The sequence below is a fragment of the Paenibacillus durus genome (genome assembly GCF_000756615.1).
GTDB lineage: Bacteria > Bacillota > Bacilli > Paenibacillales > Paenibacillaceae > Paenibacillus_AQ > Paenibacillus_AQ durus.
Genome location: NZ_CP009288.1, coordinates 1,830,635 through 1,846,190, shown reverse-complemented (window position 1 = coordinate 1,846,190; position 15,556 = coordinate 1,830,635). Strand labels below are relative to the sequence as shown.

Genomic DNA, 15,556 nt, shown 5'->3' with positions numbered 1-15,556 from the left:
TTGTCATACCCTATCCTATCCCTTCACTGCTCCCGAGGCAAGACCCGAGATGAACCAGCGCTGCATGAACAGGTACAAGAGCGTCGCGGGCAGGGCAGCCAGAATAGTCAGCGGAGGCACAATCAGCGTCGCAATAATCAGGGTGTAGACTCCCTTGTTCAGCTTCGTCTGAAAACGGGATAGCGGATAGGCGGCGCAGGAGCTCCGAAAACCGTAACATCCCATTATAATATAACCACATCTTTTCCTTATGTTTAGTAAACAAAAAAGAAGAAGATCTCTGATTTGATCTCCTTCCTTCGCTCCCTCTTATACCATATTCTCCGGCTTAACCCACCGGTCAAACTCCTCTTCCGTCAGCAGCTTCAGCTTCAATGCGGCCTCCTTCAGCGTAAGCCCTTCCTTGTGTGCCAGCTTGGCGATTTCAGCCGCCTTTTCATAGCCGATATGCGGATTCAGGGCGGTCACCAGCATCAGGGAGCTATGGAGATTGCGGTGAATAATCGGCTCGTTCGCCGTGATGCCCCAGGCGCAATGCTCCTCAAACGACCGCATGGCGTCCGCCAGCAGGCGGCAGGACTGCAAAAAGCTATGGATGATGACCGGCTTGAATACATTAAGCTGAAAATGTCCCTGGCTGGCCGCGACACTAATCGTCACGTCGTTGCCCAGCACCTGGCAGACGACCATCGTCATCGCCTCGCTCTGCGTCGGATTCACTTTGCCCGGCATGATCGAGCTTCCCGGCTCATTCTCCGGGATCAGCAGCTCGCCGATGCCGCTGCGGGGACCGCTGGCGAGGAGGCGGACATCATTCGCGATCTTCATGAGGTCGCTAGCCAGCGCTTTCAGCGCTCCATGCACATGAACAAGCTGGTCATGGCTCGTCAGAGCGTGGAATTTATTCTCGGCCGGAACAAACGGAGCGGAGAGTTCCTCACCGATTGCTCGTGCAACCCGGGCCCCGAATTCCGGATGGGCGTTAAGACCGGTTCCGACAGCCGTCCCTCCTATAGCCAGCTCCAGCAGGGACTGGGCGCTGTTTTCGATAAAGCGCTTTCCTTTTTCCAGCATAGCCGCCCATGCGCTTATTTCCTGCCCAAGCGTAAGCGGCGTCGCGTCCTGCAGATGCGTGCGGCCGATTTTGATCAGGGACCGGTACTCATCCGCTTTCTGTTCCAGCGTGATCTTGAGCCGCTCCAGCGCCGGAAGCACCTTCCTCCAGACTGCCAGATATGCCGCGATATGCATCGCGGAAGGAAAAGAGTCGTTAGAGCTCTGGCCTTTGTTCACATCGTCGTTCGGATGGATAGCCGCTTCCGATCCGTCAGGCTGCAAAAGCTCGCCGCCTCTGCGGGATATCACCTCATTCACGTTCATATTGGTCTGCGTACCGCTCCCAGTCTGCCAGACAACAAGCGGAAAATGCTCATCATACCTACCCTGCATCACTTCATCAGCCGCCAAGGCAATGGCCTCCGCCTTATCGCTTGGCAGCAGGCCAAGCTCGGCGTTCACCTTTGCAGCCATTTTTTTGATCAGCGCCAGGGCGTAAATGACCTCAAGCGGCATTGTCTCGCCGCCGATCTTGAAGTTCTGCAGGCTGCGCTGGGTCTGTGCGCCCCAATACTTATCCGCGGGGACCTGCAGCTCGCCAAATGTATCTTTTTCCACGCGAAATTCCATCCTTCATCCCGTCCTTTTTGCCGGATTTAGCCTGAAGCGGCTTGTGAATGCCTATTCTTATTTTACAATGAGCCACGGCGGCGGGACAAACATCAGCCCACTCTATCGGCTTCACTCTTCCCGCCCGCTGATGCCGTAAAAGAACAGATGCACCATTTCCTCCAAAAAAGCGTCCCTATTGTCCTGCTTCTGGGCGATTTCCAGCATCTCTCCGGCATTCTGCATATAAAAATTCATAAATATGAGCACGGAGTTTACGGAAACCTTGGACGAGATTTCATTCCTCGCCTTCCCCTCCTCCAGCATCCGGATCATCAGCGGCAGGACTGCCTGCTCGTACCGTTCCTGAATATAGCGGAACATTTCCTGATCTTCAAGCATCATCTTCTTCATCAGCGACGGGGGAATGGCGGCATACGTTTCTTTTTCCTGAATAATGGTATACTCCACAATCTCTTTGATCGAGCGCTTCTGATTGAGAACTTCTTCAAAGCCGTCAATCGCCCGGTCCAAAAAGTCTTTGAGCGATTCCTCGATGAGCGCTTCTTTGCTGCCGAAATAGTTGTAGATCGTTACCTGCGAGACGTCCGCCGCCTTGGCGATATCGGCAATCCGCATCCGCTTGGGCTCCCATGTTTTTAGCATTTCTAGAGTCACCCTCATAATTTTTTGCCTGATTTTCGCCGCTCTCTTTTCAAAACCGTTCATTTTTTTCATCTGAAAATCCACCCTATCTGGCATTGTATGATATAGAAAGTGTAATTAATGAAATATATAAATAAAATAATTTCATAATTATATTGACGCTGAGCCTGATTGGGATTATTATAACACATGAAATATCTGACCAAAAATATTTCATTATTTTACACCGGAGGTGGCAGTATGCTTACTGTCCAAGGATTGACCAAGACATTTTCAAACGGGAAGGGAATTCGGGATATTACCTTTTCGGTAAACAAGGGCGAGGTATTTGGCTTTCTAGGACCGAACGGAGCGGGCAAGTCGACGACCATCCGGCATCTTATGGGCTTTATGAAGCCCGACCGGGGACATGCGGCCATATGCGGGCTCGATGTGTGGAAAGCGCAGGGCACGGTGCAGAAACATGTAGGCTACCTGCCGGGAGAAATCGCCTTCGTCGACGGGATGACGGGAATTGCCTTTCTCGATTTTATGGCGGAGATGCAGGGCCTTAAGGACAAAAGCAAGCGCGGTGAGTTGATCCGGCGCCTGCAGTTCGACGCGAATACCCCAATCCGCAAAATGTCCAAGGGGATGAAGCAGAAGGTAGGCCTTGTCGCCGCATTCATGCACAGCCCTCAGGTGATTATTCTCGATGAGCCTACTTCCGGCCTGGACCCGCTGATGCAAAAGGTGTTCATTGAATTAGTGCTGGAAGAAAAAGCGCAGGGCACGACCTTCTTAATGTCGTCGCACAGCTTTCCCGAAATCGAGCGCACTTGCGACCGGGCCGCCATTATCAAGGACGGCATCCTCATTGCCGTCAAGAACATTCATGAACTGCAGTCCATGCAGCGGAAGCTGTTCGACGTCGTCTTCGAGAACAAGGAGGACGCGCTGCGGTTCCGTACCTCCGGTCTTTCCATCGAGAATTACGATGATTTCCGCGTTAGGGTCGCCATACAAGGCAACTATAATACATTCATCGAAGAAGCGGCGAAGTACCGTATCCGCAGTATGGATGTGTTTACCCAGAATCTGGAGGATATTTTTATGGATTATTACGACCGGGAGGGAAGCCAGCCATGAATTTCCCATTATACAAACAAATGATGAAAGTAAATGCCAAAGGCATCATGAACTACGCCTTCGGCTCTGCCTTCTATATTCTCCTGATCTTCTGGCTGTACCCGGGTATTGCGAAGAATACGCAGGCGCTGAACGATCTTGTAAAGTCCATGCCTGAGGGCGTGAACAACGCATTCGGCCTGAACAGCGGATTCGCCAGCGCGGAAGCGTTCGTCTCGGGGGAATATTACGGTCTCATTCTGGTGCTGATACTAGCCATTGTCTGCGTTCAGATGTCGACCCGGCTGATGGCCGGCATGGTGGACCAAGGCTCGATGGCCTATCTGCTGTCTACACCGACCACCCGCGCCAAAGTGTCGGCAACGCAGGCCCTAGTGCTGGTAACGGCCCTGATCGTAATCATAGGCGTAACGACCTTGGCGGGATTTTTGGGAGACGCTTGGTTTCTTGACGCCTCCTTCCCTTTCAACAGCGGACGGTTTCTGCATCTCAATATTGTTGCCTTCATGCTGTTCTTCGCGATCGGCGGCCTGACCTTTCTAGTGTCCTGCCTGTCCAACGATGAGAAGAGAGCGCTCGGCATTTCCGGCGCTATTGCCTTCGGCTTCTTCACCATTGATCTGGTCGCCAAAATCAGCGACAAGCTGAGCTGGATGAAGGCTCTGACGCTCTTCTCGCTGTACCGGCCCAGCGAAATTGTCACGGGGCAAGCGAAATGGGGCCAAATCTCCCTTGTGCTGCTGGCCGTCGGCCTGCTCGCTTTCGCCCTCGGCATCCTTCTGTTCAAGCGGCGCGATCTGCCGCTGTAAGAGCTTCGCACCAGCGGACGGAACTGCATGGCCGGGCGGAAGCAAGGCGGGACGGTGTGGCAAGCGGGACGCGGGACGCCTGCAAGCCCGGCGGCTCGTGCTGTCTAGGCTGCCCGCGCCCTCACCCAAGCCCCGGCACTACGCTCGTTCCGCTAAAACGGAATTTCTCCCCCTTATTTTACTAATAAGGGCCCAAATCATAATTAAGCGGGAATTTCTCCCTCACATTAGATCGATTAAGATCATTTTCCCGGAAACAGGCCGAATAAGATGGAGATTTTCCTGTTCATCCAGCTAATTCAAGCCTTAAAGGGAAAATATGAGGGAGAAATTCCCGTTCATATTTTCTATAGAGATTCCACCTGATCATTTTGGCAGCCGGATGAATCGGCGTTATCGCCCCTGCCACTCGCCGGGACGCCAGCCGGGGCACTCTGCCGGTTGACCAGCGCCTGCCTCCACCCAATCCGCTCCCGCTCAGCACCGACCGCACCGCACGTACAAAGCCTCTACTCCGCCAATCCCTTGGCGCGGAGAAACCGCCCGATCCGCCGGGCCGCTTCGGCGAGCCGCTCCTCTTCCTCCACGAGCGCGATGCGGACGAAGTCCCGCCCTTCCGCGCCGAAGGCGTCGCCGGGGATGACGGCGACGCCCGTCTCCAGCAGCAGCTCGCGGGCGAAGCGGCGCGAGTCAAGGCCGCCCGCAGCCGCCGCTACGGGCAGCGGCGCCCACACGAACATCGTCGCCGCGGGCTTCGGCACGTCCCAGCCTTCCCCGCGCAGCGCGCCGATGAAGGCATCGCGCCGCCGCTCGTACAGCGGGCCGACGCCTTCGCCTGCGTCCGCGCCCATCGCCTGCTCCAGCGCGGCAATGGCCGCCTCCTGCACAGGCTCGAAGACGCCATAGTCGATGTTGCCCTTCAGGCTTCGCAGGGCGCCTACGGCTTCGGCGTTCCCGGTCAGGAAGCCGATGCGGCAGCCGGCCATGTTGAAGCTCTTAGAGAAGGAATGAAATTCGACCGCCGTCTCACGCGCCCCCGGCACCTGCAGGATGCTGATCGGACGATAACCGTCAAAGCCCATCTCGGAGTATGCGAGATCATGCACGACAAGCAAATTCCACCGCCGGGCAAAGCCGATCAGCCGCTCAAAGAACGGAAAGTCCGCTCTTACAGAGACCGGATTGCCGGGAAAATTCAGCAGAATAAATGCGGCTCGCTCCAGCACTTCTTCGGGGATAGAGCTAAGATCCGGCAGAAAGCCATTCTCCGCCTTAAGCGGCAGCGGCCAAGGCGTAACGTCGGCAATGGCCAGCGCTCCGGAATAAATCGGGTAACCGGGATCGGGCACAATCGCCACATCGCCGGGATTGCAGACTGCCAGCGCCAAATGCGCAAGTCCGTCCTGGGAACCCATCAGCGTCAGTATCTCTTTCTCGGGATCGACCTCTACTCCGAACCGGTAGTTCATCCAGTCTGCGGCTTTGCTGCGGAAAGCGAGTCCGCCTTCGGAGGACGGATACGAATAGCTGTCTTCCTTAAAGACGGCCTCGCTGAGTACGCGCCGGATTTCAGAAGACGGTCCGCGGTCTGGACTGCCGATACCGAGGTCGATAAGATCAAGGCCGCCCGCAGCCGCTTCGGCTTTCCAGCCGGCAACCTCTTGAAAGATGGAGGACCCGAGGTTCGACAGCTTGTTCGCGCGCCATCTATTTTTAGAAGCTTTAAGAGTCAACGATACACACCTGCCTGTTTTTTTAAAAATATATATTAGATTCAACTAAGTATAACACCGTCCGCCCGCTTCCGGCACCGCCCTGGAACGATTAATGAAGCTTAACGCGAATATAAGCAGCAAAAAGGAGCCGAACCAGGGGAATTTCCCCGGCAGGCTCCTTTTGTTCTCGGAATCAGCTGTCCTTATAGCAGCACTTCCCGTCTGATCGTCTCCAGTTCCTGGGATCTGCCGTAAACCGGATAAGCGCGCTTTGTCGGCCCGCACCAGTTCACGCCGTTGACGATAACCTTCTGAATTTCCGGATGATAATAGGTCGGATAAGATTCATGGCCCGGCTGGAAGTAGAAGATTTTGCCGTTCCCGCGCCGGTAGGTGGAGCCGCTCGGAAAGACGTTCCCGCCTTCAAACCAGCCGACAAAGATCAGTTCGTCCGGCGCAGGCACATCAAAATGCGTACCGTACATCTCCTCATGCTCAAGCTCTATATATTCGCCGATGCCTTCCGCGATCGGATGGCTCGGATTCATGACCCATAGACGTTCCTTCTCACCGGCTTCACGCCATTTCAGATCGCAGCTCGTACCCATCAGCTTCATGAAGATCTTCGACATATGCCCGGAATGAAGCACCACAAGCCCCATCCCCTGAAGAACGCGCTGATGGACGCGGTCCACGATCTCATCGCTTACTTCCTTATGGGCAATATGGCCCCACCAGACGAGGACATCCGTATTGTTCAGCACTTCCTCTGTCAGCCCGTGCTCCGGCTCATCCAGGGTCGCCGTCCGGACATCCAAACCCGCGTCTTTCAGGAAGCTGGCGATTTGACCATGAATGCCCTCCGGATATACAGCAGCGATTTTTTCGTCGTTCCGCTCGTGGCGGTACTCATTCCATACGGTTACTTTAACCATACTATTCTCTCCCCTGTCCCCAAGTTAATCATTTGCCTTCCTTATCATACAACTCGGAGAAGGACCTTTCCTCCTGCATTCTAGCCGAATTATTCCCGAATATTGTCCTCCGGTATTTCATCGGCGAAACGCCGGTCGCTTCCTTGAAAAAATGATGAAATGTCTTCACGCTTCCAAAGCCCGAGGCTTCGGCGACCGCAGTAATCGGCGCGTCCTCGTTAAGCAGCAGCCATTTGGCCTTGTTGAGCCGGTATTCATTCAGAAAGGACACAAAAGTCATGCCCGTGTTGCGTTTGAACAGCTTGGTAAAATAGTACGGGCTGAATCCCATATATTTCGCGACTTCCTTCAGGGTTATGGCCTCACGGTAGTGCTCTTCGACATAGACGAAAATCCGCTCCAGCTTCTCCAGCGTTTCCTTGGATTTAGTGGCCGACTCCTCCGAAATTTTGGGCTGCCGATGCATGCCGCTTTTCGGAACCTCGCGAAGAATCAATGCCAGCATTTCAAACAGCCGGGCTTTGATCAGATAGGCGTACCCTTCCGCCCGCCGGACATTTTCCTCGTGAATGCTCTCGATCAGCCCCCGCATTTTATCCGCCAGCCCTTCGGGCCATTTCCATCCGGACTGCTCCATCGAAGCAAAGGTGTCGCGGAGCGAATGCTCCTTGGCGTCCAGAACCGAGACTTCCTGAAAAAAGCTCAAATCAAACTGAATGACCACCCGCTCGCTGTCGGGCGAAGCCAGAAAATAGTGCACGTCTCCGCCACCCACAAACTGGATTTCCCCCTGCCGCATATGGATTGGCACATCGTTGACTCCGAGATCCAGGCTCCCTTTAACCACATATATGATCTCGATTTCTTTATGCCAATGCGGGTAGCACAGCCGGTCTCCCTTGTTCACAAAGCTGCGAAACGGAAAATGCTTGTCAAGCTCCGGAATCTCCAGATATAGTTTCATGACGTCTCCCGTACCTTTACGCTTTAATCTAATCTGTATTGATAATAATTCAGCGCAGCGGCAAAGGGCAAAAGATTTTTTCAGATAACGGCGGGAAGCAGCAGAAAAGCTTAATATGCCTCAACCAAGGAACAATATTCTTGGTTTCCCAAGCTGCCGAAAAAAGATGCCGCAGTGCTCTTGCAACCTTTTTTCGTCTAATCCGTTAAATGAAGTGAAAGAATCGTTTGAGAAACAACCCAGAGGGTAAATAGCTTTATACTCTGCTTTATAGAGTCAAGGGGGAGATTGATCATATTATTGAAAAAAACTGTTGTAATGCCTGTCACTGTGCTGCTGTTCCTTTCCCTCATCAGTACCGCAAGCACAACCCTAACCCGGGCGGTTGCCCAGAGCATCGGGCCGGCGCAGCAATTGACCGTCTATATTCATTCATTGCAGCCTGACGGCAACAAGGTGATTCTGACGGCGGATGAGATTAATTGGTATGAAGGAGCTGAAGCCGACCGCGTCTTTGCACAGCGGGAACCGGAAGCCGCACAAGAGATTGGCGGCGCGCCGGACGGCTATTATATCGTGAACGACAGCGATACGCTTACGGAGTACCCGCTGGCTGAGAATGTGGACATCAAGACGCAAATATTTGACCATACCGGAATCCCCGGGGATCTGGATATTATATGGAATGAATCGGTTGATCTGGATACGTTCCTGAACAAGTTCGGCGATACGGATGTGGTGGATTTAAGCCAGTTCCCTTATCACATCACGGTTCAGGACGGCAAAGTGACTGCTATCGTTCAGCAGTATATCCCTTAACTTAAGTAAGATTAACAGCGGCCCGCAGAAGAGCTCTCTGACACATGAGCTCTGTCTGCAGGCCGTTTCACGTTTACGACTCTATTGACGGCACGGAAGCCGGTTTACCCCTGGGATCGATAATTTATCATTTGGGAGTCGGCATGTTCTCCGGTATAATAAAGATCAGGCGAATTGAATGATTATCTGACTAAAGGATATTTGACTAAAGGAGACTGGGATGTTTAACCGGAGATGGAGCATTGCCCTACTGATATTATTAGGCGGATTTCTTTACACCCTGGTCCAATTTATTATCTCCACGAACCGATTGCAGCATCAGGTGGATAACTTGCTCCCCGGACAGGCTCAGGCGGTCCCTTCGCATCGGATCATGCTTATATCCCAGGAACTCGACAACCCTTACTGGCGGTCCATTGAGCAAGGAGCCCGCGCAGCGGCCGGCAAGTACGGTATGGATTTCGAATATACTGGGCCCTTGCGGATTAATCCGGAAGAACAGCTCTCCCTGCTGGAACAGGCAATCGCTTCGCGGCCAAGCGCCATCATTGTGCAGGGCACCGGCGGAGCCGACTCTAAGGAGCTGATAGACCGGGCGGCGGCGCTCGGCATTCCCGTCGTGACCGTCGATGCCGATGAGCCCGGAAGCCACAGGCTGTTCTACGTCGGGTCTGACAATCTTACGGCAGGCGAAGAGATGGGCCGGCTGGTGGCGGAGGCCGCGGACGGCAAAGGAACAGTCGGCGTACTGGTGGGAACGGCCCGGGCCGACAGCCAGCGTCTCCGTCTGGAGGGCCTGCGCAGCATTATTGCGAGTTACCCGGAAATGAAAATTGCCGACGTTCGGACATCCGATATATCTCGGCTTCAGGCCTCTGAGCAGACCCGAAGCCTGCTTGCCGCTCATCCTGACCTGAAAGCGGTCGTCGGATTCAGCGCCCTGGACGGCCTTGGAGCACTGGACGCGGTGCGGCAGCTGAAGACAAATCGGCTGCTGTTCGCTTTCGACGATTTGGACGAGACAAAGGAAGCCGTGCAAAAAGGGTTAATAAAGCTAACCCTTGTCCAGCAGCCGCTGGAAATGGGCAGCACAGCTATAACACTGCTCCATGACTATTTTCAGGGGAAATCCGTACCGGATGTCAGCTATACGACGATCCGCTTGCTTGGAGACAGCAGCAATGCAAAGCCTGACGGGGAGGGTGCGCCATGACTATTCGCAGCAAACTGCTGATCTTCATCCCCCTGCTCGTTCTGCTGATGAATCTGGTGACTTATTTTTTATTTCAAAGCGGAACAATCGTTCGGGATAGCTATGACCTGATAATGGGCCGGATTCTCAAATACAAAGAGACCACCAGGGCGTCCGAGGACAGCCTTAAGGCGGTGTATGCATATCTGCTTCACCCGGCGGAAGACTCTAAGGCGCAGGCGGACCGAAGTCTCACTACCCTGTCGGGGCTTCATTCAACCCTGATGGATGCGGGCGCCGCCCCGCCCCTGGCCTCCTCTTTAACCGGGTATGGGAATATGATTCGAACTTTGCTGTCGCTTGAGCAGCAGACGCTCGCCGCCGCAGAGAACGGCAGTTCTTCGGATGCATTCGGGCATTATCTCGAAGCCGAAAAGACCGTTTCCTTTATCCGGAGCGAGGGACAGCGGCTGGTTGAAGGTGAATTGGATCATTACCGTCCGGTATTCCGGAACATTCAGGCGGAGAATGCGCGGCTGTACAAGCTGGGAGTAGCCGTATTCGCTCTGGGCACGACGCTTAGCCTTGTGGTTGCAGTCTGGATTTCCCGCAGCATTACGGTTCCGGTCAGCGCGCTCGTCCGCTCGGCGAAATCCGTGTCCAGGGGAAATCTGGACCCTCCCCTTCCCGCCGGGGGCAAGGACGAGCTTGCCGCCCTGTCTGCCGCCTTTACCCGGATGCTGGCCGGTCTGAAAGAGTCAATTGAAAAAGACAGGGATATAGCCGAGAAGGAACGGCTGGTCAAGACTCTGGAGCTGCAGGCGCTGCAGAGCCAGATCAATCCTCATTTTTTGTACAATACGCTTAATGCTTTATCGAAGCTTGCTCTGCTGGAAGAGGCGGAACAAACCAGCGATCTGATTGTCTCGATGTCAAACTTTATGCGTTACAACCTGCAGAACCTGGATCGGCAGGTTCCTCTGCGCAATGAGTTGGAGCATGTAAAAGAATACATCAGGCTCCAGCAGACCCGGTTCCGTGACCGGGTGTTATTCCAGCTCGATATCGACGAAAAAGCGCTCAATGTAAGGGTTCCCTCCCTGACCATACAGCCTATAATCGAGAATGCGTTCATACATGGCATCGGTCATATGGAGAGCGGAGCCGTCATCTCCCTTTCCATTTACGGCGGGCCCTCGATTACAAAGATAGTTATACAAGATAACGGCATGGGGATGACCGAGAATATACGTGCATCCTTGCTGAACCACACGCAAGTGCCGGCGGCAGAGACGAAGGTCCAGGCACGCTCTACCGGTCTTGGAACCCGTAATGTGTTCAGAAGACTGGAACTGGTCTACGGGCGGAAAGATTTGGTGGAAATCACCAGCGAACCGGGGAAAGGAACGACCGTAGTACTAAATATTCCGGTGGGAAGGAGCGGGATGAGCAGTGTATCGGCTGTTGATAGCAGATGACGAGGCGCTTGAGCGCGAAGGATTGGAGTGGATTATCCGCCGGGCAATGCCGGATACGTTCCTGATTATTCACGCCGAGAACGGAAGAACGGCGATCGGACTTGCCGAGGAGCACCGGCCCCATATTATTTTCATGGATGTCAATATGCCCGGCATTCAGGGACTGGAGGCCCTCAAGGAAATCAAAGCGCGGATGCCGGACGCCAAGCTGGTGCTGGTCACCGCCTATGACTATTTCGCCTATGCCAAGGAAGCCATCTCGCTCGGAGTGGAGGAATATATCGTAAAGCCCGCCAAGCGGGAGGAACTGGTGTCCCTGCTGCATAGACTGGTGGACGAATTGGATCAGGAAAAAGCAAGACGCGAGGAAGAGCTGGAAATGCGCGACCGGATGTCCCAGCTGATGCCGCTCGCCGAGAACGAGCTCGCCCTGCTGCTGATGATGAACAAAGCAGCGGATGAAGAAAGCCAGAAGCTTTCCGAATGGCTTGATTTTCCGCTTGACCGGGGACTCGGGCTCGTCGTGGCTTTCCATGACGAAATGAACATCGGAAGACAGAAAGTGTACAATGTCATTCACAGTCTCCTTAGAACCTTCGGCAGCTCGATTTCCAGTTCGATCATCGACCGTCATGTCGCCGTATTCCTGCGCATGCCGCCGGATATGTCCGAAACGGAGTTCAACGATGAAGTGCATCAGTACGGAGAGAAGCTGCGTTCCCACGCAGAGCAGCACTTCGGACTTTCTGCGGCAATCGGGATCGGCACGGTTCGCGAAGGCGCCGAAGGCCTTCATGAATCCTACTTTGAAGCCGTGTTCGCCTCCACTCTTGGCGCGCGAAACGGCGAAATCTGCCACTTTGGCGATCTGAAGAAGGAGGACTTCGAATTTACCGACAGGAATCCGGCTGCGGTCAACCAGGCGGGCCAGCGTTCCTATGTGGTCGCAGCGCTTGAGCGCATACGGGAAGAACGGGAACAGCAGACGATGAGCGTGATGGATAAAGCGAAACGGTATATCGGCTTAAAATTTACGGAGGAACTCTCGCTGGAGGAAGTCGCTGATCACGTGCATCTGAACCCTTTTTACTTCAGCAAAATCTTTAAGCAGTTAACGGGGGCGACCTTCATTGATTATCTGACTGGTCTCAGAATCGGCAAAGCCAAGGAACTGATTGCAGCCGGGGATCTCAGTCTTAAGGAAGTCACTTATCTCGCAGGATACAAGGACCCGAATTACTTCAGCCGGGTATTTAAAAAGGTGACCGGAGTCACTCCAAGCGAATATCGTGAACAGATTCATTAATACAGTCCATGCCGCCAGGCGTGGATTTTTTTGTGCCTGGAGGACAAGATAGTACTAGTCTCGATATTCCCCACCATCATTCCCTCCCCATCTTAAAGAAATGCGCAAAAGAGGACAAAATCGTGCAGGGGATAGCTCCTCTGTATGCTGAGGGGTGATGTTATAATTCTAAGAAGAAACAACTGCTGCGCTGATTTAATGGCGGTATCCGCCGGTAAGCGCACAGATGGAAAGGGGAATATGATATGAGTACTTTATTGCAACATCCGGCCAAAGAGTCGGAGACCAGTATAAAATTTGTTCTGCTTGTATCCATGGTCGCGGCCCTTGGCGGTTTCTTATTCGGATTCGATACGGCGGTAATGTCAGGAGCTAACGGATTATTACGGGCCCGGTTCGAGCTCGGCGACTTTATGCTTGGCTGGACGGTATCCTGCCTGATTATCGGCTGTATGGCCGGAGCAGCGGTGTCCGGTTCGATAGGTGAACGTCTTGGCCGAAAAAAAGTGCTGATTGCAGCTGCAGTTCTGTATACAGCCGGAATTTTCGTTTCCGCCCTCTCGCCGTCGCTCGGATTGTTCATCACAGCCCGCATGATCGAGGGCATTGGAATCGGGATTACATCGACGCTCTGCCCGCTCTATAACGCGGAGATCGCCCCCGCCAGATTTCGCGGCCGGCTGGTCGCCATGAACCAGATGGCGACAGTTAGCGGTATCTTTCTCGGCTCCTTTCTGGTCTTTGGCGTATCCAGCATGGGCAATGACGCATGGGACGTTTCCACGGGCTGGCGCATCATGTTTGGAACCGGTATCGTGCCGGGACTTCTGTTCCTGACTCTTCTGTTCCTGGTTCCGGAAAGCCCAAGATGGCTGATCAAGAAAGGAAGAGCTGCGGAGGCGCTGCCTATTCTGCTGAAGATTCACGGAGAAGAGCTGGCCAAGAAAGAAGTGCTTGATATCAAGCAGAGCTTTGCACAGGACGAGGAAGCCAAAGCTGCCTCCGGCCGGAGATTTACACCAGCCCTGCGCACCGTCCTGATCGTTGGCATTATCGTCGCTATGCTTCAGCAAGTTACGGGTATCAACGCCGTAATGTACTACGCGCCGGAAATCTTCCGCCAGACCGGTGCGGGAGCGAGCGGTTCCCTTACTCAGACCATTATGGTCGGACTTGTCAATCTGATCTTCACCGCGCTGTCCCTCTGGCTTGTTGATAAGCTTGGCCGCAAGGTACTGCTGCTGGCCGGTTCGTTCTTCATGACCGTCAGCCTGGGGATCATCGGCTTTGCTTTCCATACCGGGCGTACGGACGGTCCGATTGTGCTGATCTGCATTCTGGTCTATGTTGCGGCCTTCGCTATTTCACTTGGGGCCGTGGTTTGGGTAATCCTGTCCGAGATCTTCCCGAGCCGGATTCGCGGCCTTGCTACGGCGGTCGCCACAATGGCTCTCTGGGGAGCCGACTTCGCGGTTTCCCAATCCTTCCCGCCGCTGCTTGCTTCTGCGGGACCTGCTATAACGTTCTGGATTTTTGCCGCAACCTCCCTGTTTACATTCCTCTTTACTTGGGGAGTCATTCCGGAGACCAAAGGCAAATCCCTTGAAGAAATCGAAGCGATGTGGGAAAAGAAACACGGTGACAAACAAGAGAGTCTTAAGCCCTCTCTTCAGGATTAATCAATACGCGCAACGGGCCGAAAAGGGATCATCCCTCTTCGGCCCGTTTTTCGTCTGCCCGTCTGCTTGCTGCCGCCATCACTACAGACTTTCGCAGCTTTCTTTTTTACCCAAATAAGTTTATGATGATCTAAAATATTGTTTTCACAAAGCCACTGGGAGAAGATAGCTGAACATGATCTATATTAAAGATTTGATGAGCGGAATTGATATTTTCAAAGCGCTCAGTTCCGAAATACGAATACAAATTTTGGAAATGTTAGCCTCCAACCCGCAGCTAAACCTGAATGAAATCGCCAAACGGCTGAAGCTGAGTAACGGCGCCATCACGATGCATATTAAAAAGCTTGAAGAAAGCGGTCTTATTGAAATTAACACTTCCGTCGGCAAGCATGGTATTCAGAAGGTATGTTACTTGAACAAAGACCGGCTGATGGTCGAACTCCGCAGCAAGGCTATCGGCAATCTGTACGAGGTGGAGATTCAGGTCGGGCATTACAGTAACTATGCGGCTGTTCCAACCTGCGGTCTTGCGACTAAGGACAGCATTATCGGGGAATTCGACGAACCGCGCTATTTTGCCGATCCGGAGCGGATCAAGTCGGAGATGATCTGGATGGCCGATGGTTTTCTCGAATACCGGATTCCGAATTATTTAAAACCAAATCAGAGCTTCCGTGAGATCCAGCTCTCCTTAGAGCTTGGGTCGGAAGCGCCTGGCTGCTCAGATCATTATCCTTCGGATATTTACTTCTACCTTAACGGCGTAGAGCTCGGTTTCTGGACAAGCCCCGGTGATTTCGGTGATACACGCGGTACGTTCAGCCCGGATTGGTGGCCTCCCCATTTGAACCAGTACGGAATGCTGAAGCTGATCCGGATCAACGATGAAGGAAGCTTTATCGACGGCTCGCGCATTTCGGATGTTACTCTAGATGATATGAAGCTGGATTACAAAAGCGAGCTGACCTTCCGCATCGCTGTTACTGACAAGCCGATTAATAAGCGCGGATTGACGATATACGGCAAGCATTTCGGCAATTACAGCCAGGATCTTCTTGCACGTGTGCTGTACGATGTCCGCGAAGCCGGAGAGGTGCTTACGGTTCCAGCCAGGCCGTGACGAAACAAGACGACAGATTCATGCCAAAACGCTCCAGAAAGCGGAATATCCGTTCTTCTGGAGCGTTTGCGTTTGTT

Annotated in this window: 14 protein-coding genes; 8 read left to right on the top strand and 6 right to left on the bottom strand. The window is 53.5% G+C overall.

From position 1 onward, the window contains the following. Window positions 1–15: 15 nt before the first annotated feature. From PDUR_RS08380 to PDUR_RS08370, 3 genes are all read right to left on the bottom strand, one after another. Window positions 16–225 carry a hypothetical protein gene (locus PDUR_RS08380; protein WP_042205878.1) on the bottom strand — a complete coding sequence of 70 codons (210 nt, stop codon included), beginning with the start codon at window positions 223–225 and terminating at the stop codon, window positions 16–18. An 84-nt stretch (window positions 226–309) separates the two neighbouring features. Continuing rightward, a complete protein-coding gene (fumC, locus tag PDUR_RS08375; RefSeq protein WP_042205877.1) occupies window positions 310–1,686 on the bottom strand; it encodes a class II fumarate hydratase in 1,377 nt (458 codons plus the stop codon). Window positions 1,687–1,797: 111 nt separating this feature from the next. Continuing rightward, entirely contained in the window at window positions 1,798–2,331 is a 534-nt protein-coding gene (locus PDUR_RS08370; RefSeq protein WP_233277506.1) for a TetR/AcrR family transcriptional regulator, read from the bottom strand. Window positions 2,332–2,571: 240 nt separating this feature from the next. Here PDUR_RS08370 and PDUR_RS08365 point away from each other — a divergent pair, with 240 nt between their 5' ends. Both PDUR_RS08365 and PDUR_RS08360 read left to right on the top strand, forming a co-directional pair. Next, window positions 2,572–3,459 carry an ABC transporter ATP-binding protein gene (locus PDUR_RS08365; RefSeq protein ID WP_042205876.1) on the top strand — a complete coding sequence of 296 codons (888 nt, stop codon included), beginning with the start codon at window positions 2,572–2,574 and terminating at the stop codon, window positions 3,457–3,459. Then, window positions 3,456–4,268, top strand: coding sequence for an ABC transporter permease subunit (locus tag PDUR_RS08360; RefSeq protein WP_042205874.1), 813 nt, complete (start codon window positions 3,456–3,458; stop codon window positions 4,266–4,268). Before PDUR_RS08365 ends, PDUR_RS08360 begins: the two co-directional genes overlap by 4 nt. A gap of 509 nt (window positions 4,269–4,777) precedes the next feature. On the opposite strand, the gene PDUR_RS08355 is transcribed toward PDUR_RS08360, so the two are convergent. From PDUR_RS08355 to PDUR_RS08345, 3 genes are all read right to left on the bottom strand, one after another. Further along, complete coding sequence (locus PDUR_RS08355; RefSeq protein WP_233277505.1) at window positions 4,778–6,001, bottom strand: aminotransferase class I/II-fold pyridoxal phosphate-dependent enzyme; 1,224 nt, start codon at window positions 5,999–6,001, stop codon at window positions 4,778–4,780. A 185-nt stretch (window positions 6,002–6,186) separates the two neighbouring features. Next, the gene (locus PDUR_RS08350; RefSeq protein WP_042205873.1) at window positions 6,187–6,918 is read right to left on the bottom strand and encodes a ThuA domain-containing protein; all 732 of its coding nucleotides are present in this window, start codon (window positions 6,916–6,918) and stop codon (window positions 6,187–6,189) included. A 28-nt stretch (window positions 6,919–6,946) separates the two neighbouring features. Continuing rightward, a complete protein-coding gene (locus PDUR_RS08345) occupies window positions 6,947–7,882 on the bottom strand; it encodes an AraC family transcriptional regulator (protein WP_042205872.1) in 936 nt (311 codons plus the stop codon). Window positions 7,883–8,182: 300 nt separating this feature from the next. Here PDUR_RS08345 and PDUR_RS08340 point away from each other — a divergent pair, with 300 nt between their 5' ends. The 6 genes from PDUR_RS08340 to PDUR_RS08315 all read left to right on the top strand — a co-directional run bounded on the left by PDUR_RS08340 (window position 8,183) and on the right by PDUR_RS08315 (window position 15,479). Beyond that, complete coding sequence (locus PDUR_RS08340) at window positions 8,183–8,701, top strand: hypothetical protein (protein WP_156130371.1); 519 nt, start codon at window positions 8,183–8,185, stop codon at window positions 8,699–8,701. A gap of 220 nt (window positions 8,702–8,921) precedes the next feature. Further along, entirely contained in the window at window positions 8,922–9,914 is a 993-nt protein-coding gene (locus tag PDUR_RS08335; RefSeq protein WP_042205871.1) for a substrate-binding domain-containing protein, read from the top strand. After that, window positions 9,911–11,371, top strand: a complete 1,461-nt coding sequence (locus tag PDUR_RS08330) for a sensor histidine kinase (RefSeq protein WP_042205870.1) — start codon at window positions 9,911–9,913, stop codon at window positions 11,369–11,371. Before PDUR_RS08335 ends, PDUR_RS08330 begins: the two co-directional genes overlap by 4 nt. Beyond that, window positions 11,346–12,677 (top strand): AraC family transcriptional regulator, encoded by a 1,332-nt coding sequence (locus PDUR_RS08325; RefSeq protein WP_042205869.1) that lies wholly within the window; start codon window positions 11,346–11,348, stop codon window positions 12,675–12,677. The genes PDUR_RS08330 and PDUR_RS08325 overlap by 26 nt, the downstream gene beginning before the upstream one ends. A 245-nt stretch (window positions 12,678–12,922) precedes the next feature. Then, complete coding sequence (locus tag PDUR_RS08320) at window positions 12,923–14,356, top strand: sugar porter family MFS transporter (RefSeq protein ID WP_042205868.1); 1,434 nt, start codon at window positions 12,923–12,925, stop codon at window positions 14,354–14,356. A gap of 175 nt (window positions 14,357–14,531) precedes the next feature. Continuing rightward, window positions 14,532–15,479: an ArsR/SmtB family transcription factor gene (locus tag PDUR_RS08315; RefSeq protein ID WP_042205867.1), complete on the top strand. Its 948-nt coding sequence runs from the start codon at window positions 14,532–14,534 to the stop codon at window positions 15,477–15,479. The last annotated feature ends 77 nt before the right edge of the window (window positions 15,480–15,556 follow it).

Bases quoted from the DNA above. Each gene is read 5' to 3' on its own strand.
- fumC (WP_042205877.1), bottom strand. From the start codon at position 1,686: ATGGAATTTCGCGTGGAAAAAGATACATTTGGCGAGCTGCAGGTCCCC.
- PDUR_RS08335 (WP_042205871.1), top strand. From the start codon at position 8,922: ATGTTTAACCGGAGATGGAGCATTGCCCTACTGATATTATTAGGCGGA.
- PDUR_RS08315 (WP_042205867.1), top strand. From the start codon at position 14,532: ATGATCTATATTAAAGATTTGATGAGCGGAATTGATATTTTCAAAGCG.
- PDUR_RS08370 (WP_233277506.1), bottom strand. From the start codon at position 2,331: ATGCTAAAAACATGGGAGCCCAAGCGGATGCGGATTGCCGATATCGCC.
- PDUR_RS08345 (WP_042205872.1), bottom strand. From the start codon at position 7,882: ATGAAACTATATCTGGAGATTCCGGAGCTTGACAAGCATTTTCCGTTT.
- PDUR_RS08350 (WP_042205873.1), bottom strand. From the start codon at position 6,918: ATGGTTAAAGTAACCGTATGGAATGAGTACCGCCACGAGCGGAACGAC.
- PDUR_RS08330 (WP_042205870.1), top strand. From the start codon at position 9,911: ATGACTATTCGCAGCAAACTGCTGATCTTCATCCCCCTGCTCGTTCTG.
- PDUR_RS08380 (WP_042205878.1), bottom strand. From the start codon at position 225: ATGGGATGTTACGGTTTTCGGAGCTCCTGCGCCGCCTATCCGCTATCC.
- PDUR_RS08365 (WP_042205876.1), top strand. From the start codon at position 2,572: ATGCTTACTGTCCAAGGATTGACCAAGACATTTTCAAACGGGAAGGGA.
- PDUR_RS08360 (WP_042205874.1), top strand. From the start codon at position 3,456: ATGAATTTCCCATTATACAAACAAATGATGAAAGTAAATGCCAAAGGC.
- PDUR_RS08320 (WP_042205868.1), top strand. From the start codon at position 12,923: ATGAGTACTTTATTGCAACATCCGGCCAAAGAGTCGGAGACCAGTATA.